Source organism: Mycobacterium sp. SMC-8, assembly GCF_025263565.1.
Lineage (GTDB): Bacteria > Actinomycetota > Actinomycetes > Mycobacteriales > Mycobacteriaceae > Mycobacterium.
Genome location: NZ_CP079865.1, coordinates 3,890,609 through 3,912,073 on the forward strand (window position 1 = coordinate 3,890,609; position 21,465 = coordinate 3,912,073).

Here is a 21,465-nt window from a genome sequence, read left to right on the forward strand (position 1 = left end):
GTCGTAATTACCCCGGCGTCAACGCGCCTAACCCCCGGCACGGCGATCAAGATCGAGACGCTCGTCACAAGCAGATCGGCTATTGGTCTGGTGTCCTACCTTTGGACATGGAAATGTGTTCGTGCAAAGTGGGCATTCCGCCACCGATGCCCCCGCAATGGTCGGTCGGCAGACGAAACCTCGAGGAAGGTCGGGCTGGTGATGAATAAACGCGGCATGTTGACCAAGGCGGCGCTGGAGCAGCTGGTGGTGGACGGAGTGATTGACACCGTCATCGTCGGGTTCTGCGACATGCAGGGCCGGCTCACGGGCAAGCGGGTGTCCGCACGGCTGTTCGTCGAGGACGTCGCCGACCACGGCGCCGAATGCTGTAACTACCTGCTGGCCGTGGACGTCGACATGAACACCGTGGACGGCTACGCCATCTCCAGCTGGGCGACCGGCTACGGCGACATGGTGATGACCCCGGACTTCGACACGCTGCGGGTGGTGCCCTGGCTGCCGGGCACCGCGCTGGTCATGGCCGACCTGTCGTGGACCGACCACACACCCGTCACGCAGGCGCCCCGCAGCATCCTCAACAAGCAGATCGATCGCCTCGCCGGGCGCGGTCTGGTGCCCTACGTCGGCACCGAGTTGGAGTTCATGGTCTTCGACGACACCTACCGCGACGCCTGGAAGGCCGACTACCGCGGGTTGACGCCCGCGACGGACTACAACGTCGACTACGCAATCCACGCGTCGACCCGGATGGAGCCGTTGCTGCGCGACATCCGACTCGGCATGGACGGCGCGGGCATGTACTGCGAAGGCGTCAAGGGCGAGTGCAACCTCGGCCAGCAGGAGATCGCATTCCGGTACGACCACGCCCGTGTGACGTGCGACAACCACACGATCTACCGCAACGGGGCCAAGGAGATCGCCGACCAGCACGGCCAAAGCCTGACCTTCATGGCGAAGTTCGACGAGAGCGAGGGCAACAGCTGTCACATCCACATCTCGTTGCGGGGGGATGACGGCAGCGCGGTGTTGGCCGACGACTCGGACCCCTTGGGAATGTCGAAGATGTTCCGCAGCTTCATCGCCGGGCAATTGGCCACGATGCGCGAGATGACGTTGTTCTACGCGCCCAACATCAATTCCTACAAGCGATACGTGGAAGGCAGTTTTGCTCCGACCGCCGTCGCCTGGGGACTGGACAACCGCACCTGCGCGATGCGCGTGGTCGGCCGTGGCCACGCGATGCGGGTCGAGAATCGCGCCCCCGGCGGTGACGTCAACCAGTACCTGGCCGTGTCGGCGTTGATCGCCGGCGGCCTGTACGGGATCGACAACGAGCTCGAGCTCGGCGACCCGTTGGAGGGCAACGCCTACACCAGCGGCGCCGACCGGCTGCCGACCACGCTGGCCGAGGCCGCCGACCTGCTCGACAAGTCGAAGGTCGCACGGGAGGCGTTCGGCGACGACGTCGTCGACCACTACCTCAACAATGCGGCGATTGAACTCAAGGCTTTCAATGCCGCCGTCACGGACTGGGAAAGGAAACGTGGCTTTGAGCGACTCTGATGCGCGCCCGGTGATCGGCCTGACGACGTATCTGCAACAAGCCCAGACCGGAGTGTGGGATGTGCGGGCCAGTTTCCTGCCCGCCATCTACTTCGAGGGCGTCGGCATGGCGGGCGGTATCTCGGTGCTGCTGCCGCCGCAACCGGCCGACGACGCCGTCGCCGAGCGTGTGATCGACGGACTCGACGGGCTGGTCATCACCGGCGGGCGCGATGTGGACCCGGCAAGCTATGGGGCTGGGCGGCATCCGAACACCGACGAAGCCGTTCCGGACGGGCTTGCCCGCGACGCGTTCGAGTTCGCGCTGCTGCGGGCCGCGCTGCGCCGCGGGGTGCCGGTACTGGGCATCTGCCGGGGCGCGCAGGTGCTCAACGTCGCGCTCGGCGGGACGCTGCACCAGCACCTGCCCGACGTTGTCGGACACACCCGCCACCAGCAGGGCAATGCGGTGTTCAGCACGTCGTCGATCGCCACCGTGCCGGGCACCCGGGTGGCGGCCCTGGTCGGGCCGGACACCCAGGCGCAGTGTTACCACCACCAGGCCATCGACCGGCTCGGTGACGGGCTGATCGTCGGTGCGTCGGATACCACCGACGGGGTGATCGAGGCCGTCGAGACCGACCCGGCGCGCTACCCCGATCACTGGGTGGTGGCGGTGCAGTGGCACCCGGAGGAACGACTGGACGACCTGCGGCTGTTCGCGGGTCTGGTGAGCGCCGCGGCCGGTTATGCCGCGCAGACGAGACAGAAAGTGAGTCGATGACCGTCAGCGATGTGATCAATCCGGCGACCGAGGAGGTGCTGCGCAGCGTCGAGCACACCGACGAGGCCGGTGTCGACGACGCGGTGGCGCGGGCGAAGGCGGCCCAGCGCCGCTGGGCCGCGCAGGCGCCGGCCGAGCGGGCCGCCGCGCTACGCGCCTTCGCCACGATCGTCGACGCCCACGTCGAAGAGCTCGCCCAGCTCGAGGTGGCGAACTCCGGTCACCCGATCGGCAACGCCCGGTGGGAGGCCGGGCACGTCCGCGACGTGCTGCAGTACTACGCCGCGGCGCCGGAACGGTTGTCGGGCAAGCAGATTCCGGTCGCCGGCGGGCTGGACGTGACGTTCAACGAGCCGCTCGGCGTGGTCGGCGTGATCACGCCGTGGAACTTCCCCATGACGATCGCGGCATGGGGGTTCGCGCCGGCGCTGGCGGCAGGCAACGCGGTGCTGGTCAAACCCGCCGAGTGGACACCGCTGACCACGATGCGCCTCGGTGAACTCGCCGCCGAGGCCGGGTTGCCCGCCGATCTGTTCCAGGTGTTGCCCGGGCGCGGCTCGGTGGTCGGGGAGCGGTTCGTCAGCCATCCCGATGTCCGCAAGATCGTGTTCACCGGCTCCACCGAGGTCGGCATGCGGGTGATGGCCGGGGCGGCGACGCAGGTGAAACGCGTCACCCTGGAACTGGGCGGCAAGAGCGCCAACATCGTCTTCGACGACTGCGACCTGGAGCGTGCCGCGGCGACGGCGCCCTACGGGGTGTTCGACAACTCCGGGCAGGACTGCTGCGCACGCAGCCGTATCCTGGTGCAGCGCAACGTATTCGACCGGTTCATGGAGTTGTTCGAGCCCGCCGTCAAGGGTGTGGCCGTCGGCGACCCGGCCTCCGACGCCACCGAGATGGGCCCGTTGGTGTCCAAGGCGCACTGGAACTCGGTGGCGGCTTACGTCCCGGACGGGGCGCCGGTGGCGTTCCGCGGCGACGCGCCGTCGGGGCCGGGGTTCTGGTTCCCGCCGACGGTGCTGACGCCGCAGCGCGACGACCGCACGGTCACCGAGGAGATCTTCGGGCCCGTGGTCACCGTGCTGCCGTTCGACGACGAGGCCGACGCGATCGCACTGGCCAACGACACCGTGTACGGTCTGTCCGGCTCGATCTGGACCGAGAACCTGTCCCGCGCGATGCGGGTGTCGCGGGCGGTGGAAGCCGGCAACCTGTCGGTCAATTCGCATTCCTCGGTGCGCTACAACACGCCGTTCGGCGGGTTCAAGCAGTCCGGTCTCGGGCGCGAGCTCGGGCCGGACGCGCCGTTGTCGTTCACCGAAACCAAGAATGTTTTCTTCGCAGTTCAGGAGGCCAACTAGATGGATCTGACCCAACGACTCGCCGGCAAGGTCGCCGTGATCACCGGCGGCGCCAGCGGTATCGGGCTGGCGAGCGCGCGCCGGTTGCGCGCCGAAGGGGCCACGATCGTCATCGGCGACATCGACCCGACCGCGGGCAAGAGCGTGGCCGATGATCTGAATGGGACGTTCGTCCAGGTCGACGTGTCGGATCAGGTGGCGGTGGACGCGCTGTTCGACACCGCGGCCGAGGTGCACGGTTCGGTCGACATCGCGTTCAACAACGCCGGCATCTCGCCACCGGAGGACGACCTCATCGAGAACACCGGTCTCGACGCCTGGCAGCGGGTCCAGGACATCAACCTCAAATCGGTCTTCCTGTGCTGCAAAGCCGCACTGCGCCACATGGTGCCGCAGCAGAAGGGCTCGATCATCAACACCGCGTCCTTCGTGGCGGTGATGGGTTCGGCGACGTCGCAGATCTCCTACACCGCGTCCAAGGGTGGTGTGCTGGCGATCTCGCGTGAACTCGGCGTGCAGTACGCGCGCCAGGGCATCCGCGTGAACGCGCTGTGCCCCGGACCGGTCAACACCCCGCTGCTGCAGGAGCTGTTCGCCAAGGATCCCGAACGCGCGGCGCGCCGGCTGGTGCACGTGCCGGTCGGCCGATTCGCCGAGCCCGAGGAACTCGCCGCCGCGGTGGCTTTCCTGGCCAGCGACGACGCGTCGTTCATCACCGCGTCGTCCTTCCTCGTCGACGGCGGCATCAGCGGTCACTACGTGACGCCGCTGTAGCAGGTGCCCGATGGCGGAACCGGATGCTCGGGAGGGTCCCGACGAGCGCTTGCGCGAGGAGCAGACAGCTACCGACGAGCGCTTGCGCGAGGAGATGGCCACAGATGCGCTCCTGCGTCCGGTGCGCCCGCTCAACGCGTTCGAGGACACCGTCCAGCGGCTGCTGCAGACGATCCGGCTCGGTGTGCTGCAGCCAGGCGAATCACTGCCGCCGGAGCGGGGACTCGCCGCGCAGATGGGCGTCAGCCGGGACACCGTCCGCGAGGCGATCAAGTCGTTGGCCGACGCCGGCTACCTGGTGTCGCGTCGCGGACGGTACGGCGGCACGTTTCTCGCCGATGCGCTTCCGGCGCCGAGGACCGGGAAGGTGGCGTTTAGCCGGGCCGACATCGACGATGCGGTGCGGCTGCGCGAGATCCTCGAAACGGGCGCGGCGCGGATGGCGGCCGCGCGTACCTTGACCGCGACCGAACGCGAGGCGCTGTGGAGCCGGTTGCTCGATGTCCGCGGTTGCGCCCCCGAGGACTACCGCCGGCTGGACTCGCGGCTGCACCTGGCGATCGCCGAGGCGGCCGGGGTGCCGTCACTGGTGCCGTTGGTGGCGCAGAACCGGATGCGGCTGAACGAACTGCTGGATTGCATCCCGCTGCTGACACGCAACATCGCGCACTCCGATGAACAGCACGAGGCGATCGTGATGGCGATCCTGGCCGGGGACGCGGACGCCGCGGCCGAGACGATGGCCGCGCACGTGTGGGGTTCGGCGGCGCTGCTGCACGGGTTTCTGGACTGAGATCGGGGCGCCGGGGCGCGTACGGCCCGTCGACACGCCGCCGAAGCGGGCAGTCAGTGCGTCCTGAGCGGGGGCTAGATTGCACGTGTGGAGGATCAGCAACTCGTCGAGCGGGCGTCGTCGGCGCTGGCCGAAGTGGACACTCCCGGTTGGGCGCAGCGGTTCGATCTGGTTTCGGACCCGCACCGGTTGGAGATCCTGCTGTGCCTGCACCGCGCGCCCGGCATCTGCGTCAGCGATCTGGCCGCCGCGCTGGGACGTTCGGAGAACGCCGTGTCGCAGGCCCTGCGGGTGCTGCGCCAGCAGGGCTGGGTCAACAGCACCCGCGCCGGCCGGTCGGTGACCTACCGCCTGGAGGACGAGACGGTGCACGATCTTCTGCACTGGATCGGCGCCAGGCACGGCTGAACCGTCCGGACGGGCAGGTCCCGCCCTAGTCATCTGTTCAGGTAGACAGATGTTCAGATGCAGGAATAGGCTCGCGGTGTGAACACCCAACTCGTCGCGATGCACATGAGCGACGGCATCGTCGGCGCGCCTGTCTCCGTGTTCTTCATGATGGTCGCGATCGCCGCGCTCGCGGTCTGCGCGTGGCGGGCCCGCGAGGAACTCGACGAGCGCACGGTGCCGCTGGCCGGACTGGTGGCCGCGTTCATCTTCGCCGTGCAGATGGTGAACTTCCCGATCCTGCCCGGGGTCAGCGGCCACCTCCTCGGCGGCGCGCTCGCGGCCATCCTGGTGGGCCCGTTCACCGGAGCGCTGTGCGTGGCGATCGTGCTTGTCGTGCAGGCGCTGTTGTTCGCCGACGGCGGCGTGACCGCGCTCGGCACGAACATCACGAACATGTCGGTGTTCGGGGTGGCTGCCGGCTACGGCACGGCGCTGCTGCTCTACCGGCTCATCCGTCGCGGCCGCGACAACGTCGCCGTTGCGGGCGTCGGGGTCATCGCGTTCGTCTCGGGGCTGGTAGGAACGGTCTGCGCGGCCATGGGATTCGTGCTTGAGTACGCACTCGGCGGGGCGGCGACCACATCACTGGGCACCGTCGCGGCGTACATGTTCGGCACCCACGTCCTGATCGGGATCGGCGAGGGCGCCATCACCGCGCTGACGGTGGTGGCGGTGGTCAGGGCGCGTCCGGACCTGGTGTACCTGCTGCGCACCGACCGCTCGCGGACGGCGGTTCCGGCATGACCGTGACGACACCGCGCCGCCGGTGGTTCTGGATCGGGTTCGTGCTCGCCACGCTGCTGATCGCCGGTGGCGTCTCGTACTTCGCCAGTTCCAGCCCCGACGGCCTTGATTCGGCGACGCTGCGCGGCTGCGAGGTCGTCGAGACCGCCGACGGTGAGCAACTGCGCGGCGAGTGCATCGCCCAGCATGCCGAGGACCACCCGCTCGGTGAATCACCACTGGCGGACTACTCGATCGGTGGCCGGGACGGGACCGGAGGGCTGGCCGGGATCATCGGCGTTGTCGTCACGGTGGCGGTCGCCGGCGCCGGGTTCTGGTTGATCGCGCGTTCCCGGTCCAAACCCGAACCCACAGTAGGGGATTGACGTGGGCGGCGGTCACTCGCATCCGCTCTACCGCGACGGTGACTCCCCGGTCCACCGCGCGCCGGCCGAGGTGAAGATCGTCGGCCTGGTGGTCTTCGTCCTGGCAGTCGTGGCGACCCCGCGAGAGCTGTTCTGGCCCTTCGCGATCTACGCGCTGATCCTGCTCGCCGTGTGGCGGGTGGCGCGGATCCCGGTGGCCTGGATCGCGCCGCGCATGCTGATCGAGGCGCCGTTCATCGTGCTCGCCGTGCTGCTGCCGTTCGCCGAGGGCGGTGAGCGGATCACCGTCGCGGGCATGCAGCTCTCGGTCGCCGGTCTGTATGCGGCGTGGGGCATCGTGATCAAGGGCACTCTGGGCGTGGCCGCGTCGCTGACCGTCGCCGCCACCACCACGGCCCGCGAGTTGCCGGTCGCGCTGAGCAGACTTCGGGTGCCGCCGGTCATCGTGTCGGTGCTGACCCTGATGATCCGCTACGTGGACGTGCTCTCCGCCGAGGTCCGCCGGATGCGGATGGCGCGCATCTCGCGCGGGGACTCACCGCGGATGCTGCACCAGATCGGCGCGACCGCTGCCGGCGTCGGGTCGCTGTTCCTGCGGTCCTACGAGCGAGGGGAACGGGTATACCTGGCGATGCTGTCCCGCGGGTTCGATGGCCGAGTCCCCGCGCTCGCGGTCGGCGCCGGATGCGCCGCCGCAGCGACACCGCGGCAGTGGGCGGCGGCGCTGCTGCCCGCGGCGGCCGCCGCGGTGGTGGCCACGAGCGCATGGCTGACGATATGACGCCGGCGGTGCGGGTGCGCGGTCTGCGCTACGCCTATCCCGACGGGCACGTCGCGCTCGGGGGCATCGACCTGGACATCGCCCCCGGCGAGCGGGTGGCTCTGCTCGGACCCAACGGGGCGGGCAAGACCACGCTGATGCTGCACCTCAACGGTGTGCTGTCCGCGCTCGAAGGAACCATCGAGATCGGCGGAATCCGGTTGTCCCGCAGTACCCTTCGCGAGATACGGCGCAAGGTTGGCCTTGTCTTCCAGGATCCTGACGACCAGTTGTTCATGCCGACCCTGGCCCAGGACGTGGCCTTCGGCCCGGCGAACTTCGGTCTGCGCGGAGCCGAGTTGGACGCGCGCGTCGCCCACGCGCTGGCCGCGGTGTCGATGAGCGAGCTCGCCGAACGCAGCCCCGCCCACATGTCCGGTGGGCAGCGGCGCCGCGCCGCGCTGGCGACCGTGCTGGCATGCGCACCCGAGGTGCTCGTGCTCGACGAACCGTCGGCCAACCTCGACCCCGTCGCACGCCGAGAGCTGGCCGAGACGTTGTCCGGGCTGGACGCGACCATGCTCATCGTCACCCACGATCTGCCCTATGCGGCTCAGTTGTGCCGACGGGCGATCGTGATGGACCACGGCGTGATCGTCGCCGACGGGCCCGTCGAAGACGTGCTCTCCGACACTGAACTGCTTGCCGCACACCGCCTCGAACTGCCCTGGGGTTTCACGGTCGGCTCACATTGACGCCGGCTGCTCGGCCCTGACCGCCACGGTGGGCAGCTGGATGCGGAACGTCGTCTTCCCCGACCCCGAGGTGGCGGCGATCGCGCCACCGTGCGACTCGACGATCGACGCGACGATGGCCAGCCCGAGACCGAAACTGCCGGTCTGGCGGGACCGCGACCTGTCGGCGCGCACGAACCGCTCGAACAGATGCGGCAACAGGTGCGGGTCGATCCCCGGTCCATCGTCGGCCACCGTCACCTCCACGTACCCGGTGCCGTCGGCCGCTGTGCCGTGGCAAACCGTGGTGGTCACAGTGGTGCCCGGCGGGGTGTGCACGCGCGCGTTGGACAACAGGTTGGCCAGCATCTGGTGCAGCCGGGCGCGATCGCCGAGCACGTGCGTGACATCGGCGGGCACCGAGGCCAGCCAGTGGTGCTCCGGCGCGTACACCGTCGCGTCGTTGACGGCGTCGACGACCAGATCGGTGAGATCCACCTCGGTTGTCTGCAGGTCCTGGCCCTCGTCGAGGCGGGCGAGCAACAACAGATCGGCCACCAGAGAGTGCATTCGCCGGGCTTCCGACTCGATGCGCGACAGCGAGTATTCGGTGGTTTCGGGCAGCACCGAGCTGTCCTGACGGGTCAACTCCGCATACCCATGAATGGCGGCCAGGGGCGTGCGCAGCTCGTGGCTGGCGTCGGTGATGAACTGGCGCATCCGCCGATCGGACGCCGCGGCATCGGCCAGCGCGTGCTCGACGTGATCGAGGAGCCGGTTGAGGGTGTGGCCGACGAGCCCCACCTCGGTACTGGGATCGGTGTCACCGGCGGGCACACGCGCGGTGATCGCGTGGTTGTCGCGGTCGAGGGGCAGACCGGCCACCTCCGCCGCGGTCGCGGCGACGCGACGCAACGGCCGCAGCGCGAATCGGACGATGGCGAGCGTGCTCAGCGCGGTGAGCAGCAGTGCGACCGCGGTGATCCCCGAGACGATCACGGTCTCGCGGACCATCACGTCCCACGCCGGCGCCCGCGACACCCCGGTGACGAGCACCTCGTCTCCGTCACCGGGCCGGCTCACCATCCGGTACCAGCCCAGCGCGGGCAGTTCGACGGTGCGGGCCCGCGGGTCGGTCCACGACAGTTCGGCGATCTTCGCGACGGCCTCGGCGGGGGCCGCCTGCGCATCGCCGTCACCGAAGTAGGCCGAGTCCACCACCTGACCGTTCTGGATCAGCGCGACGACGTTGCCGGGTGCCTGGCCGATCAGATGGGTCAGCGGTTTCATCTCAGCGGGTCCGGGCATCTGCCCGTCCGGGCCCGGTGTGCTGCGATATTTGGCCACCGAGTTCACGCTGCCGTCGGCCGCGCCCGACAGTTGGGTGTCGATGATGCCCAGCACCGAGGACCGCATCGTCATCACTGTCAGCGCGCCGACGGAGACGAGGGCGAGCATCACGACCACCGACACCCCGACGACGAGCTGCCGCAACAGCGTCCACCTCTGCCAGGTGCGTGTCATCGGGCCGGCCGCAGCATGTAGCCGACGCCGCGGACGGTGTGGATGAGCGGCTCCCGGCCCGCATCGATCTTCTTACGCAGATACGACACGTACAGATCGACGATGCTGGTGCGTCCGCCGAAGTCGTAGTCCCAGACCTGTCTGAGAATATCGCTGCGGCTCAACGCCTTCCGTTGATGGCGCATCAGCAGTCGCAGCAGCTCGAATTCGGTGGAGGTCAGCGAGACCGGCTCGCCGGCCCGCGTCACCTCCCGACTCGCGGCGTCGAGCGTGAGGTCTCCGGCCGTCAGCGACTCGTCGTCCGCCGGCGTGAGAAAGGCCGAGCGGCGCAGCAGTCCGCGCAGCCTCGCGACGAGCTCCTCCAGCGAGAACGGCTTGGTCATGTAATCGTCGCCGCCGGCGGTCAGGCCGGTGACGCGGTCGGCGACGGAGTCCCGGGCGGTCAGGAACAGCGCGGGGGTATAGGGACCGGACTCGCGCAGCCGCGCCAGCACGCCGAGCCCGTCCATGTCCGGCAGCATGATGTCCAGAACCAGCAGGTCGAACGTGTCGGACTGATGTTTGGCGACGGCCTCGGCGGCATCATGGGCGACGTCGATCTCCCACCCTTCGTACTGAAGCGCCATCCTGACCAGATTGGTCAAGGCCCGCTCGTCGTCGACGAGCAACACGCGGATCGGTGACCCGTCCGCGCGGTACATCCGAGGCAGCTTGCCCAGGATCGCGCGACGGGGCCCCTGGTCCTCGATCGGCGCAAATGTCACCCGACCATTGTCGCCGCCGTGCCGCGGTACGTCACCACCCTCATAGAGATCTCATATGTGCACCTGCATGTGCGGCCCTCGAACCTATTCACACGAATCTCAAATGTTTGTGGTTCCTATGTGAACCGCTTGGCCGCGTATTTCGTCCATAGAGTGGATTCAACAGTCGGAGAATCCAATTGGAGGTTTCACCCATGGCGCGACAGTCCGAAGACACCGTGCAGGAGGACCTGGTCGGAAAACGATTCGAGCGCGACGTGCTGCCGTTGCTCGATCAGCTCTACCGCGCCGCGGTCCGCCACACCGGCAACCCCGCAGACGCCGAGGACCTGGTGCAGGAGACGATGGTCAAGGCGTACCGCGCATTCCACCGTTTCGAGGACGGCACGAACACGCGGGCCTGGCTGCTGCGGATCATGACCAACACGTGGATCACCTCCTACCGCAGGGCTCGGTGCCGGCCGGAAGAGCTTCTGTCCGAAGACATCACCGACGCCCAGTTCGCCGGACAAGCGCGCCATTCGTCCACCGGCCTGCCGTCAGCCGAGGTCGCCGCACTCGAGGCGCTCGGAGACGACGAGGTCAGGGATGCCATCGGCGCATTGCGTGAAGACCAGCGTCTGGTGGTGTACTACGCCGACGTAGAAGGTTTGCGCTACAGGGAGATTGCGCACATTCTCGACGTTCCGGTCGGCACGGTCATGTCGCGACTGCACCGTGGCCGTCGCGCGCTGCGCAAGTTGTTGGTCGATGTCGCGGTCGACCGCGGCTACCTGAGGAACGTCGTGGCCGCCTGAGGCCGGCCGCTGGTGTCATCGGGAGATCCCGGGCGGGTTCTTCTGCCGCGTCTTCAGTGCCTCTTCGACGGCGGCCAAGGCGGCTCGCCGCACAGCGCCAGCAGCGCATTCTCGACCACCTCGGGCAGGGCCGGGTGGATCCAGTACTGGCCGCGGGCCATGTCCCGGGCGGGCAGGTCGAACGTCATCGCCTGGATCAGCGGCTGAATGATCGACGACGCCTGATGCCCCATGATGTGCGCGCCGAGCAGCAGCCCGGTCTCGTCGTCGACGATCAGCTTCGCGAACCCGGTCGAGTCCTCCATCGCCCACCCGTAGGCGACGTCGCTGTAGTCCTGCACCTTGGAGCGGATGCGATACCCGGCTGCGCGCGCCTCGTTCTCGGTGAGCCCCACGCAGGCGATCTGAGGCTCGGTGAACACCGCTGACGGGACGTGGCGGTGATTGGCGGGCATCAGGGCGTCGGTGTCGTCCCAGTTCTGCAGCAGGTTGTGCTTGACCACCCGGGCCTCGTGGTTGGCGACGTGCTTGAGCTGATAGGGGGAGCTGACGTCCCCGAGCGCGAACACGTCGCGCGCCGTGGTGCGCTGGAACTCGTCGACGACCACCCGGCCGTCCACGACGTCGACGCCGGCGAGGTGCGCGTCGAGCAGATCGCCGTTGGGGACGCGGCCGGTGGCCACCAGCAGCGCGTCGGCGTGGACAGTCGAGTCGTCGTCGAGGCGCAGACGCACCCCCGAGCTGTCGGATTCGCCGGCCACGATGTTTCGCCGGCTGCGGATCTCCCACTTCTTGCCTGCGAGGTCGGTGAACCGTTCGCAGACGGTGTCATCGCAGTGCGAGAGCATCGTGGTGCCGCGCAGCACGATCGTCACCCGTGATCCCAGCGAGGAGAACACGTGCGCGAACTCGGCGGCGACGAAGCCGCCGCCGACGATGACGAGGTGTTCGGGCAGCTCCGAGATCCGCATGATGGTGTCGCTGGTGTGGTACCTGACCCCGCACTCGGCGATCGCCGGCGGCACGGTGGCGCGCGCGCCGGCCGCGATCACCACCTGATCGGCGGTGAACTCGTCACCGTCGTCGGTGCGCAGCCGGTAGCCGTCACCGGTCCTGCGCCCAGCGAACCGGGTGTGGGCGGCGAAGACCTCCACGTTGGGCGACGAGCGCCGGTAGTGTTCACCGCCGCTGGCCAGCGGGTCGATGCGGCCGAAGATTCGCGACACGATGTCGGGCCAGCGCACGCCGTCGAGGCGGCCGTCCACGCCGAAACGGCTCGACTCGACGATCTGATGCGCGACCCCGGCCGCGTAGACGAACATCTTCGTCGGGATACATCCCACGTTCAGGCAGGTGCCACCGAACACGCCCTGCTCGCAGATCGCCACCCGCTTGTCGACATAACGCTCGTCGAGGATCGAGCTCCCGGAGCCGGTCCCGATGATGGCGATGTCGAAGTCAGCCATGGCCTCTTCTTTCGTCGAAATTCGTTGTACCACCAGCGGTTCCGGTCAGATGCCAGTCCAGCCAGCGGTCCAGCTCGATGTAGGCGGCCCGGCGCGGTTCCGGCAGGGACAGGAACACGTCGTGCTTGGCGTCGGTGATCGGCACGATGGTCGTCCGGTTGCCGATGCACCCTGCCCAGCGGGCGATCTGCCTGACGTCGAGCACCGCGTCGCCGCGCTGGATCCGCTCCGGGTCGGCGACCTCGCGCACACTGCGGTCCGAGCGCAGGATCAGGTTGGGCACGCCGACGTCGAGGCCGCGGTGCAGCTTGGCCTGCGCCCGCCGTACGGCATGGATCCAGCCGGCCTTCACCGGGAAACCGCCGACGGGTTTCCACTGCAGGTTGTAGTCGAACTCACCGAAGTAGTCGCGGTGCAGCGTGGCGCCGTAGCCGCCCTGGCTCGGACGTCGCACCACCGAGTGCTTGCGCAGCCGGCGCATGGCCGTCAACGCCGCCGTCGTGGGCGGCGTGCGCAGGATCGCGGGACCCTGCAGGTCCAGCCACGGGCTGTTGAGCACCAGCCCGGACACGCTGCGGTGCGCGGCAGGCTGCCGGGCACGCAGCCGGTGCAGCCACAGCGACACCACCAGGCCGCCCGCCGAGTGTCCGTACACCAGCACTCTGCCCGGGGCCTCGGCGGTGATCGCGGCGAGCGAACGCTGCAGCTCGACGTCGTAGCGGGCCAGGTCCGTGGTGAAGTGCGGAGTCTGTCCCTCGCGGTGCGAACGTCCGCATTTATGCAGGTCGAGTGCGTAGAAGCGAAACCCCCGGGCCGCGAGGTGGTCGGCGAACTCGGTGTTGAAGAAGTAGTCGGTGAAACCATGCACCATCAACACCGCATGCCGTGCCGACGGATCCGGGTCACCCCGGCGCACCAGCGTCGCCTCCAGCGCGCCCTCGCCGTCCGGGTCGGGGCCCAGCGCGAAGGTGCGCTGCCAATATCCGGGCAGCACGTCGGGCACCCATCCAGACACGTTCGCCACCCTAGTGGTCGGGGCAGTGGTCGGCGGGTTACGCCGGAGGTCGGCGGGATAACCTGAACACCGGTAAGCCGTGTTCAACGGGCAGCGACCACGAAGGACCATCGAAAAGGTGTCAGAACCACAGAAGACAGACGTCCTGCTGGTCGGAGCGGGCATCATGAGCGCCACCCTCAGCGCGCTGCTGCGGCTGGTCGAGCCGAACTGGTCGATGACGTTGGTCGAGCGCCTCGACGGGGCGGCCGCCGAGAGCAGCGATCCGTGGAACAACGCCGGCACCGGCCACTCCGCCCTGTGTGAGCTCAACTACACGCCGGCGCGTCCCGACGGCTCGATCGACATCGCCAAGGCGGTCAACGTCAACGAGCAGTTCCAGGTGTCTCGGCAGTTCTGGTCCTACGCCGTCGAGACCGGCGTGCTGCCCGACGTGCGCAGCTTCCTCAACCCGATCCCGCACGTCAGCTTCGTCAGCGGGGCCGACAATGTGCAGTACCTGCGCAAGCGCTACGACGCGCTGGTCACCAACCCGCTGTTCGCGACGATGGAGTTCATCGACGATCCCGCCGAGTTCGCGCGCCGGCTGCCGCTGATGGCCGAGAAGCGTGACTTCTCCGAGCCCGTCGGCCTGAACTGGACGCAGGACGGCACCGACGTCGACTTCGGCGCGCTGTCCCGCCAGCTCATCGGTTTCGGGGCCCAGAACGGGATGACCACGCTGTTCGGCCACGAGGTACGCAACCTCAGCCAGGACTCCGACGGCTCGTGGACGGTCAAGATCGTCAACCGCCGCACCGGGCAGAAGCGCACCATCAACGCCAAGTTCGTGTTCGTGGGTGCCGGCGGCGGCGCGCTGCCGCTGCTGCAGAAGGCCGGCATCAAGGAAGCCAAGGGGTTCGGCGGCTTCCCGGTCGGCGGCCAGTTCCTGCGCACCGACAACCCGGTGCTGACTGCGGCCCACCAGGCCAAGGTCTACGGTCTTCCACCGCTGGGTGCCCCGCCCATGTCGGTGCCCCACCTCGATACCCGTGTCATCAACGACAAGTCGTGGCTGCTGTTCGGCCCGTTCGCCGGGTGGTCGCCGAAGTTCCTCAAGCAGGGCAAGATCACCGACCTGCCGTTCTCGGTCAAACCCGACAACCTGGTGTCCATGCTGGGTGTGGGCCTCACCGAGATGGGGCTGCTGAAGTACCTGATCGGTCAGCTGCTGCTCAGTGAGTCGGCCCGCGTCGAGAACCTGCGTGACTTCGCACCCAGCGCAAGGGATTCCGACTGGGAACTCGTCATCGCCGGACAGCGCGTGCAGGTGATCCGCAAGGCCAAGGGCAAGGGCGGGGTGCTGGAATTCGGCACCACGGTGCTCGCCGCGGCCGACGGCAGCATCGCCGGCCTGCTCGGCGCGTCGCCGGGCGCGTCGACCGCGGTGCCCGCCATGTTCGACGTGATGAAGCGGTGCTTCGCCGACCGCTACGCCGGCTGGGAACCCAAGCTCAAGGAGATGGTTCCGTCACTTGGGGTCCAATTATCCGATGAGCCTGCGCTTTTCGAGCAAATATGGGCGCACGGGACCAAGGTGCTCAAGCTTGACCAGCCGGCCAGCGGTGTCCCGGCGATCACCGGCGACGGATCGACGGCGGGCACCGAACACACCCCGACCACCGCGGCGACCGTCTGAGCCGGGACCACCGGATGACAGTGGCGCTGCGCCGCAGCTGGGCTAAGGACCTCGACGCCGCGACCCTCTACGAGTTGCTCAAGCTCCGCGTGGAGGTGTTCGTGGTCGAGCAGGCCACCCCCTACCCTGAGCTCGACGGTCGGGATCTGCTTGCCGAGACGCGCCACTTCTGGCTGGAAAACCCTGAAGGAGAAGTTATTTCGACATTACGCCTGATGGAGGAACATCCGGCTGGGCAGAAGGCGTTCCGGATCGGCCGGGTGTGCACCAAACGCGGTGACCGCGGCCGCGGACACACCGCCCGGCTCCTGCAGGCCGCGCTGGCCGAGGTGGGTGACTTCCCCTGCCATATCAACGCCCAGACCTACCTGGAGGAGATGTACGGCAGGCACGGGTTCGTCCGCAACGGTGACGAGTTCCTCGACGACGGGATCCCGCACGTGCCGATGGTGAAGCCGTGATCTCGTTGGATCCGTCCCCTCCGATCTACCCGTTCAGCGCGGTCGTCGGCCACGACCGGCTTCGCCTGGCGTTGATGCTGTGCGCTGTTCGGCCCGACATCGGTGGAGTCCTGATCCGCGGGGAGAAGGGCACCGCGAAGTCGACTGCGGTGCGCGGCCTTGCGCAGGTGCTGGCCGCTGCGTTCAGGACGGCCGGCGACGAGGGCGGGCAGCTGGTGGAACTGCCGATCGGCGCCACCGAGGACCGGGTCGTCGGATCCCTGGACCTGCAGAAGGTGTTGCGAGACGGCGAACACGCGTTCTCGCCGGGGCTGCTGGCGCGCGCACACCGCGGAGTGCTTTACGTCGACGAGGTCAACCTGTTGCACGATCATCTGGTCGACGTGCTGCTGGACGCCGCGGCGATGGGGCGGGTGCACATCGAACGGGACGGCGTCTCGCACAGCCACGACGCGCGGTTCGTGCTCATCGGCACGATGAATCCCGAAGAGGGGGAACTGCGTCCGCAGTTGCTCGACCGGTTCGGGCTCACCGTCGACGTGGCGGCGTCGCGCGACGTCGATGTCCGTGCCGAAGTGATCCGCGCCCGGCTGGCCTACGAGGCAGACCCGGCCGCGTTCGCCGCCCGGTACGCCGCCGAGGACGCCGAACTGGCCGCCCGGATCGCGGCGGCACGGGCGTTGGTCGCCGAAGTGGTGTTGCCCGACAGCGAGTTACGGCGCATCGCGGCACTGTGCGCGGCCTTCGACGTCGACGGCATGCGCGCAGACCTGGTGGTGGCTCGCACCGCGGTGGCCCACGCGGCGTGGCGCGGTTCGACCCCCGGGGCGAGCCAAACGACGGGTGACGTGACGGTCGATGAAGAGGACATCCGTGTGGCTGCCGAACTCGCGCTGCCGCACCGCCGCCGCCGCGACCCGTTCGATGATCCCGGACTGGACCAGGATCGGCTCGACGAGGCCATGGAGCAGGCGGCCGAATCAGCAGAGGCGCAGCCGGATCCCGAGCCGGACCCGGATCCGTCCGGCGGCGGGGCTCCCGAGTCTGAGCAGCCTTCTGATGGTCAAGGGCAGCAACGCCGTTCAGGTGCGCCGCCGCGCCAGAGCGCACCGCCGTCGACCACCTTCAAAACCCGCGCTCTCGTCGTCCCCGGCGTCGGCGAAGGGGCGCCCGGGCGTCGCTCCCGGGCACGCAACCGGACCGGCACCGTGGTGTCGGAGACCGCCGAGCCGGACGCCGGCCACGGGATGCACGTGTTCGCCACGCTGCTCACGGCCGCGGGCCGGCAAGCCGGTCCCGGCGCGGTGCGGCCCGCCCCCGACGACGTCCGACGCGCGGTCCGGGAGGGACGCGAGGGCAATCTGGTGATCTTCGTCGTCGACGCGTCGGGGTCGATGGCGGCGCGGGACCGGATGTCGGCCGTCGCGGGTGCCACCCTGTCGCTGCTGCGGGATGCCTACCAACGCCGGGACAAGGTCGCGGTCATCACGTTTCGCGGCCAGGACGCCAGTGTGCTGCTGCCGCCGACGTCGTCGGTGTACATCGCGAGCCGGCGGCTTTCGCGCTTCGACACCGGCGGCCGGACACCCCTGGGGCAGGGGCTGCTCGCGGCACGCGACATGGTGGTCCGGGAACGTGCCAGGGACCGCGCCCGTCGCAGTCTGGTCGTGGTGCTGACCGACGGCCGCGCGACCGGCGGGCCGGACCCGCTGGGGCGCGCGCGGACCGCGGCGGCCCGGCTCGTCGCCGAAGGCGCGGCCGCGGTGGTCGTCGACTGCGAGACGTCCTACATCAGGCTCGATCTGGCACAGGAGCTGGCTCGTCAGCTCGGCGCGCCGGCGGTGCGGCTGGCCGAACTGCGGGCCGACAATCTCACCTCCCTGGTCAAGGCGCAGGCCGACCGGGGCGCTGCATAGGAGGTGGCGCGATGCCACAGGGGCAACCGCTGACTGTTCCCGACGATGGCCTGACCACCCGCGCGCGGCGCAACGCTCCGCTGCTGGCGGTGCACACCGGGCCGGGCAAGGGTAAGTCGACGGCCGCGTTCGGAATGGCGCTGCGCGCGTGGAACCAGGGCTTCGACATCGCGGTGTTCCAGTTCGTCAAGAGCGCGAAGTGGAAGGTCGGCGAAGAGACCGCGTTGCGCGAACTCGGCCGCGCGCACGACGAGCGCGGGGTCGGCGGTCCGGTGGAATGGCACAAGATGGGCGCCGGCTGGTCGTGGACGCGCAAGGCGGGTTCCGAGGTGGACCACGCAGCCGCGGCGGCGGACGGCTGGGCCGAGATCGCGCGCCGCCTCGGCGAGGAGCGCCACGACTTCTATGTGCTCGACGAATTCACCTATCCACTCAAGTGGGGCTGGGTGGACGTCGATGAGGTGGTCGCCACGCTAACGGCCCGTCCCGGCACCCAGCATGTGGTGATCACCGGCCGCGACGCGCCGCAGAAGCTGCTCGACGCGGCCGATCTGGTCACGGAGATGACCAAGGTCAAACACCCGATGGACGCCGGCCGCAAGGGCCAGAAGGGCATCGAGTGGTGAGCGCCGTCCCCCCCTGCGCGAGCGTGCGTGTCTGCGACCGACACGCCGTGCATTTCCCGAAGAAAGCGCACACTCGCACCGCATTCGGCGCACGCTCGTTCGGTTTCAGCTTGTACTCGTCCCGCGCCGGCGCACGTTGGTCGGCCTCTCTCACTCACCCGCCATCAACGCAGGTTCGTCCCAGCGCGGCGCACGCGTGTCGCCCAACCGGTGGTACCGCCGCCGAGCGTGCGCAATATTCGGAGTTTCCGCGGAGTGTCGCCCGCAGACACGCACGCTCGCGCAGGTGGGGGAGCGGCGCGTGAGCACCCCGGCCGTCGTGATCGCCGCGCCGGCTTCCGGCAGCGGGAAGACGACCGTGGCCACCGGGCTGATGGGCGCGCTGGGCCGGGCCGGCCGCCGGGTGGCGCCGTTCAAGGTCGGACCCGACTTCATCGACCCGGGCTATCACGCGCTGGCAACCGGCCGGCCGGGCCGCAACCTCGACCCGATGCTGGTCGGCGAGCCGCTGATCGGGCCGCTGTACCGGCACGGCAGCGACGACGCCGACATCGCGGTGGTCGAGGGGGTGATGGGACTGTTCGACGGCCGCATCGCCGACATCGCTGCCGGCCCGGCCCGGGGCTCCACCGCACACGTGGCGGGGCTGCTCGGGTCTCCCGTGGTGCTCGTGGTCGATGCGCGGGGCCAGAGTCACAGCATCGCCGCACTGCTGCACGGTTTCGCCACGTTCGACCGGTCCGTGCGGCTGGCCGGGGTGATCCTCAACCGGGTCGGCTCGCCCCGCCACGACGACGTGCTGCGCCAAGCGTGTGAGCAGGCCGGGGTGCCGGTGCTCGGCTCCATCCCGCGCGCCGACGAACTCGCCGTCCCGTCGCGCCACCTCGGCCTGGTCACCGCCGTCGAACACGGCCGCCGGGCCACCGCCGCGGTCGCCGCGATGACGGAGCTGGTGGCCCGCCACGTCGACCTCGACGCCGTCGTCGCCGTCGCCGCCAGCCGAGTCGACGGTCCGTCGTGGACCCCGTCCCAGTGCGCGCCGACCGAGCGGGTCACCGTCGCGCTCGCGGCGGGCCGGGCGTTCACCTTCGGATACGCCGAGCACCGCGAGATCCTGACCGCTTCGGGAGCTGATGTGGTGGACTTCGACCCGCTGGCGGAGCCGTTGCCCGAGGGCTGCGCGGCGCTGGTGCTGCCCGGCGGGTTCCCCGAGGAGTTCGGGCCGCAGCTGGCGGCCAACGAACCCGTGCGGGCGCAGATCAGGGCGCTGGCCGGGCGCGGCGCCCCCGTGCACGCCGAATGCGCCGGCCTGACCTACCTGGTGAACGACCTCGACGGACACCCGATGTGCGGCGTGGTGTCCGGATCGGCGGCGTTCACCGACTCGCTGACGCTGGGTTACCGTGACGCGGTGGCGGTCGCGGACTCGTCGCTGCACGCCGTCGGAGACCGGGTGGTCGGTCACGAATTCCACCGGACCACAGTGAAATTCGCCTCCGACCGGACACCCGCATGGCGCTACGCGGGCCGCGGTGGACGCCCGGTCGAGGACGGCGCGGTGCTCGGCGGGGTGCACGCCGGCTATCTGCACACCCACCCTGCCGCGCACCCGCAGGCAGTCGCCCGCTTCGTCGCGGCCGCGGCAACCTCTAAGCTCGCCGGGTGAGTTCGGCGGACGCGAGGAGCAGTGTGAGTTCCGAGAACGCCTATCTGGTGGGCCTTCGTCTGGCCGGCAAGAAGGTCGTCGTCGTGGGCGGGGGCACCGTCGCGCAGCGGCGCCTGCCGCTGCTGGTCGCCAGCGGCGCCGACGTCCACGTCATCACCAAGGCCGCCACCCCGGCGGTCGAGGCCATCGACGGAATCACGCTGACGCTGCGCGAGTTTCGTGAAGGCGACCTGGAGGGCGCCTGGTATGTGATCGCCGCCACCGACGACCCCGCGGTGAACGCCGCGATCGTGTCCGAGGCCGAGCGCAGGCATGTGTTCTGCGTGCGCGCCGACGTCGCGGTCGAGGGCACCGCCGTCACGCCGGCGACCTTCGACTACGAGGGTCTGTCCGTCGGCGTGCTGGCCGGCGGCGAGCACCGTCGCTCCGCCGGCATCCGCACCGCGATTCACGAGGCCCTTGCGCAGGGCTTGATCGGGGTGGACAGCTCGGCGGCGCCGGGGGTGACGAAGGGCACCGTCGCTCTGGTCGGCGGGGGACCCGGGGATCCCGAGCTGATCACCGTGCGGGGCCGCAGGCTGCTCGCGCATGCCGACGTCGTGGTCGCCGACCGGCTCGCCCCGCAGGACCTGCTCTCCGAGCTCTCGCCCGAGGTCGAGGTGATCGACGCGGCCAAGATCCCGTACGGGCGCGCGATGGCGCAGGACGCGATCAACGAGGTGCTCGTCGCGCGGGCCCGGGAGGGCAAGTTCGTCGTCCGGCTCAAAGGTGGCGACCCGTTCGTGTTCGCCCGCGGGTACGAAGAGGTGATCGCGTGCGCCGAAGCCGGGGTTCCGGTCACCGTCGTACCGGGTGTGACCAGTGCCATAGCGGTCCCCGCGCTGGCCGGGATACCGGTCACGCACCGCGGTCTGACCCACGAGTTCGTGGTGGTCAGCGGCCATGTTGCGCCGGACCACCCCGAATCGTTAGTGAATTGGGATGCGCTGGCCGCGATGAGCGGCACCATCGTTTTGCTGATGGCTGTGGAACGGATCGAACAGTTCGTGGAAGTGCTGCTAAGAGGCGGCAGACCAGCGAATACGCCGGTTCTGGTGGTTCAGCACGGCACGACCGCCGCGCAGCGGACTTTGCGAGCGACGCTCGCCGACGCCCCTGAGCGGATCCGGTCCGACGGCATCAGGCCCCCGGCGATCATCGTGATCGGCGCTGTGGCCGGCTTCGGGGCTTAGAGGATTC

At 69.2% G+C, this 21,465-nt stretch carries 21 protein-coding genes; 17 read left to right on the top strand and 4 right to left on the bottom strand.

Annotated features, from left to right (window positions below; all coding sequences use genetic code 11):
* Positions 1 to 201: 201 nt before the first annotated feature.
* The 10 genes from KXD97_RS18820 to KXD97_RS18865 all read left to right on the top strand — a co-directional run bounded on the left by KXD97_RS18820 (position 202) and on the right by KXD97_RS18865 (position 8,334).
* A complete protein-coding gene (locus KXD97_RS18820) occupies positions 202 to 1,566 on the top strand; it encodes a glutamine synthetase family protein (RefSeq protein WP_260758051.1) in 1,365 nt (454 codons plus the stop codon).
* On the top strand, positions 1,517 to 2,329 hold the full coding sequence (locus tag KXD97_RS18825; RefSeq protein ID WP_396884375.1) for a gamma-glutamyl-gamma-aminobutyrate hydrolase family protein: 813 nt from the start codon (positions 1,517 to 1,519) through the stop codon (positions 2,327 to 2,329). Before KXD97_RS18820 ends, KXD97_RS18825 begins: the two co-directional genes overlap by 50 nt.
* Positions 2,326 to 3,693, top strand: a complete 1,368-nt coding sequence (locus tag KXD97_RS18830) for an aldehyde dehydrogenase (RefSeq protein ID WP_260751550.1) — start codon at positions 2,326 to 2,328, stop codon at positions 3,691 to 3,693. The genes KXD97_RS18825 and KXD97_RS18830 overlap by 4 nt, the downstream gene beginning before the upstream one ends.
* Positions 3,694 to 4,467, top strand: coding sequence for a 3-oxoacyl-ACP reductase (locus KXD97_RS18835; RefSeq protein WP_260751553.1), 774 nt, complete (start codon positions 3,694 to 3,696; stop codon positions 4,465 to 4,467). It abuts the gene before it with no gap.
* A 94-nt stretch (positions 4,468 to 4,561) separates the two neighbouring features.
* Entirely contained in the window at positions 4,562 to 5,260 is a 699-nt protein-coding gene (locus tag KXD97_RS18840; RefSeq protein WP_260758052.1) for a FadR/GntR family transcriptional regulator, read from the top strand.
* An 87-nt stretch (positions 5,261 to 5,347) separates the two neighbouring features.
* Positions 5,348 to 5,668, top strand: coding sequence for an ArsR/SmtB family transcription factor (locus KXD97_RS18845; RefSeq protein ID WP_396884377.1), 321 nt, complete (start codon positions 5,348 to 5,350; stop codon positions 5,666 to 5,668).
* 99 nt (positions 5,669 to 5,767) lie between these two features.
* Positions 5,768 to 6,454, top strand: a complete 687-nt coding sequence (locus KXD97_RS18850; RefSeq protein ID WP_396885468.1) for an energy-coupling factor ABC transporter permease — start codon at positions 5,768 to 5,770, stop codon at positions 6,452 to 6,454.
* Entirely contained in the window at positions 6,451 to 6,819 is a 369-nt protein-coding gene (locus tag KXD97_RS18855; protein ID WP_260751555.1) for a PDGLE domain-containing protein, read from the top strand. Before KXD97_RS18850 ends, KXD97_RS18855 begins: the two co-directional genes overlap by 4 nt.
* 1 nt (position 6,820) lies before the next feature.
* Positions 6,821 to 7,600 (top strand): cobalt ECF transporter T component CbiQ, encoded by a 780-nt coding sequence (gene cbiQ / locus KXD97_RS18860; RefSeq protein ID WP_260751560.1) that lies wholly within the window; start codon positions 6,821 to 6,823, stop codon positions 7,598 to 7,600.
* Positions 7,585 to 8,334, top strand: a complete 750-nt coding sequence (locus tag KXD97_RS18865; protein WP_260751561.1) for an energy-coupling factor ABC transporter ATP-binding protein — start codon at positions 7,585 to 7,587, stop codon at positions 8,332 to 8,334. The genes cbiQ and KXD97_RS18865 overlap by 16 nt, the downstream gene beginning before the upstream one ends.
* On the opposite strand, the gene KXD97_RS18870 is transcribed toward KXD97_RS18865, so the two are convergent.
* A complete protein-coding gene (locus KXD97_RS18870; RefSeq protein WP_260751562.1) occupies positions 8,326 to 9,837 on the bottom strand; it encodes a cell wall metabolism sensor histidine kinase WalK in 1,512 nt (503 codons plus the stop codon). The genes KXD97_RS18865 and KXD97_RS18870 overlap by 9 nt on opposite strands.
* A complete protein-coding gene (locus tag KXD97_RS18875) occupies positions 9,834 to 10,538 on the bottom strand; it encodes a response regulator transcription factor (protein WP_260758054.1) in 705 nt (234 codons plus the stop codon). Before KXD97_RS18875 ends, KXD97_RS18870 begins: the two co-directional genes overlap by 4 nt.
* 257 nt (positions 10,539 to 10,795) lie before the next feature.
* Here KXD97_RS18875 and KXD97_RS18880 point away from each other — a divergent pair, with 257 nt between their 5' ends.
* A complete protein-coding gene (locus tag KXD97_RS18880; protein ID WP_260751563.1) occupies positions 10,796 to 11,398 on the top strand; it encodes a sigma-70 family RNA polymerase sigma factor in 603 nt (200 codons plus the stop codon).
* Between the two features lie 53 nt (positions 11,399 to 11,451).
* On the opposite strand, the gene mtr is transcribed toward KXD97_RS18880, so the two are convergent.
* Together mtr and KXD97_RS18890 are read right to left on the bottom strand one after the other, a co-directional pair.
* On the bottom strand, positions 11,452 to 12,864 hold the full coding sequence (mtr, locus tag KXD97_RS18885) for a mycothione reductase (RefSeq protein WP_260751565.1): 1,413 nt from the start codon (positions 12,862 to 12,864) through the stop codon (positions 11,452 to 11,454).
* Positions 12,857 to 13,879 carry an alpha/beta hydrolase gene (locus tag KXD97_RS18890; RefSeq protein ID WP_260751566.1) on the bottom strand — a complete coding sequence of 341 codons (1,023 nt, stop codon included), beginning with the start codon at positions 13,877 to 13,879 and terminating at the stop codon, positions 12,857 to 12,859. The genes mtr and KXD97_RS18890 overlap by 8 nt, the downstream gene beginning before the upstream one ends.
* A gap of 118 nt (positions 13,880 to 13,997) precedes the next feature.
* Between KXD97_RS18890 and mqo the strand changes: the two genes are divergently transcribed.
* From mqo to cobA, 6 genes are all read left to right on the top strand, one after another.
* A complete protein-coding gene (gene mqo / locus KXD97_RS18895) occupies positions 13,998 to 15,557 on the top strand; it encodes a malate dehydrogenase (quinone) (protein WP_260751568.1) in 1,560 nt (519 codons plus the stop codon).
* 14 nt (positions 15,558 to 15,571) lie between these two features.
* Complete coding sequence (locus KXD97_RS18900; protein WP_260751570.1) at positions 15,572 to 16,018, top strand: GNAT family N-acetyltransferase; 447 nt, start codon at positions 15,572 to 15,574, stop codon at positions 16,016 to 16,018.
* Between the two features lie 74 nt (positions 16,019 to 16,092).
* Positions 16,093 to 17,934 (top strand): VWA domain-containing protein, encoded by a 1,842-nt coding sequence (locus tag KXD97_RS18905; protein WP_260758055.1) that lies wholly within the window; start codon positions 16,093 to 16,095, stop codon positions 17,932 to 17,934.
* Positions 17,935 to 17,945: 11 nt separating this feature from the next.
* Complete coding sequence (gene cobO, locus KXD97_RS18910) at positions 17,946 to 18,560, top strand: cob(I)yrinic acid a,c-diamide adenosyltransferase (RefSeq protein WP_260751572.1); 615 nt, start codon at positions 17,946 to 17,948, stop codon at positions 18,558 to 18,560.
* Between the two features lie 301 nt (positions 18,561 to 18,861).
* Positions 18,862 to 20,226 (top strand): cobyrinate a,c-diamide synthase, encoded by a 1,365-nt coding sequence (locus KXD97_RS18915; protein ID WP_260751573.1) that lies wholly within the window; start codon positions 18,862 to 18,864, stop codon positions 20,224 to 20,226.
* Between the two features lie 23 nt (positions 20,227 to 20,249).
* Positions 20,250 to 21,458 (top strand): uroporphyrinogen-III C-methyltransferase, encoded by a 1,209-nt coding sequence (gene cobA / locus KXD97_RS18920; RefSeq protein WP_260751574.1) that lies wholly within the window; start codon positions 20,250 to 20,252, stop codon positions 21,456 to 21,458.
* The last annotated feature ends 7 nt before the right edge of the window (positions 21,459 to 21,465 follow it).

What these genes read in the sequence shown, in the direction of transcription:
- KXD97_RS18840 (WP_260758052.1), top strand. Translation starts at nt 4,562, where the DNA reads ATGGCCACAGATGCGCTCCTGCGTCCGGTGCGCCCGCTCAACGCGTTC.
- KXD97_RS18830 (WP_260751550.1), top strand. Translation starts at nt 2,326, where the DNA reads ATGACCGTCAGCGATGTGATCAATCCGGCGACCGAGGAGGTGCTGCGC.
- mtr (WP_260751565.1), bottom strand. Translation starts at nt 12,864, where the DNA reads ATGGCTGACTTCGACATCGCCATCATCGGGACCGGCTCCGGGAGCTCG.
- KXD97_RS18835 (WP_260751553.1), top strand. Translation starts at nt 3,694, where the DNA reads ATGGATCTGACCCAACGACTCGCCGGCAAGGTCGCCGTGATCACCGGC.
- KXD97_RS18820 (WP_260758051.1), top strand. Translation starts at nt 202, where the DNA reads ATGAATAAACGCGGCATGTTGACCAAGGCGGCGCTGGAGCAGCTGGTG.
- KXD97_RS18880 (WP_260751563.1), top strand. Translation starts at nt 10,796, where the DNA reads ATGGCGCGACAGTCCGAAGACACCGTGCAGGAGGACCTGGTCGGAAAA.
- KXD97_RS18850 (WP_396885468.1), top strand. Translation starts at nt 5,768, where the DNA reads ATGCACATGAGCGACGGCATCGTCGGCGCGCCTGTCTCCGTGTTCTTC.
- KXD97_RS18905 (WP_260758055.1), top strand. Translation starts at nt 16,093, where the DNA reads ATGCTGTGCGCTGTTCGGCCCGACATCGGTGGAGTCCTGATCCGCGGG.
- KXD97_RS18870 (WP_260751562.1), bottom strand. Translation starts at nt 9,837, where the DNA reads ATGACACGCACCTGGCAGAGGTGGACGCTGTTGCGGCAGCTCGTCGTC.
- KXD97_RS18875 (WP_260758054.1), bottom strand. Translation starts at nt 10,538, where the DNA reads ATGTACCGCGCGGACGGGTCACCGATCCGCGTGTTGCTCGTCGACGAC.
- KXD97_RS18825 (WP_396884375.1), top strand. Translation starts at nt 1,517, where the DNA reads ATGCCGCCGTCACGGACTGGGAAAGGAAACGTGGCTTTGAGCGACTCT.
- KXD97_RS18865 (WP_260751561.1), top strand. Translation starts at nt 7,585, where the DNA reads ATGGCTGACGATATGACGCCGGCGGTGCGGGTGCGCGGTCTGCGCTAC.
- KXD97_RS18900 (WP_260751570.1), top strand. Translation starts at nt 15,572, where the DNA reads ATGACAGTGGCGCTGCGCCGCAGCTGGGCTAAGGACCTCGACGCCGCG.
- KXD97_RS18855 (WP_260751555.1), top strand. Translation starts at nt 6,451, where the DNA reads ATGACCGTGACGACACCGCGCCGCCGGTGGTTCTGGATCGGGTTCGTG.
- cobO (WP_260751572.1), top strand. Translation starts at nt 17,946, where the DNA reads ATGCCACAGGGGCAACCGCTGACTGTTCCCGACGATGGCCTGACCACC.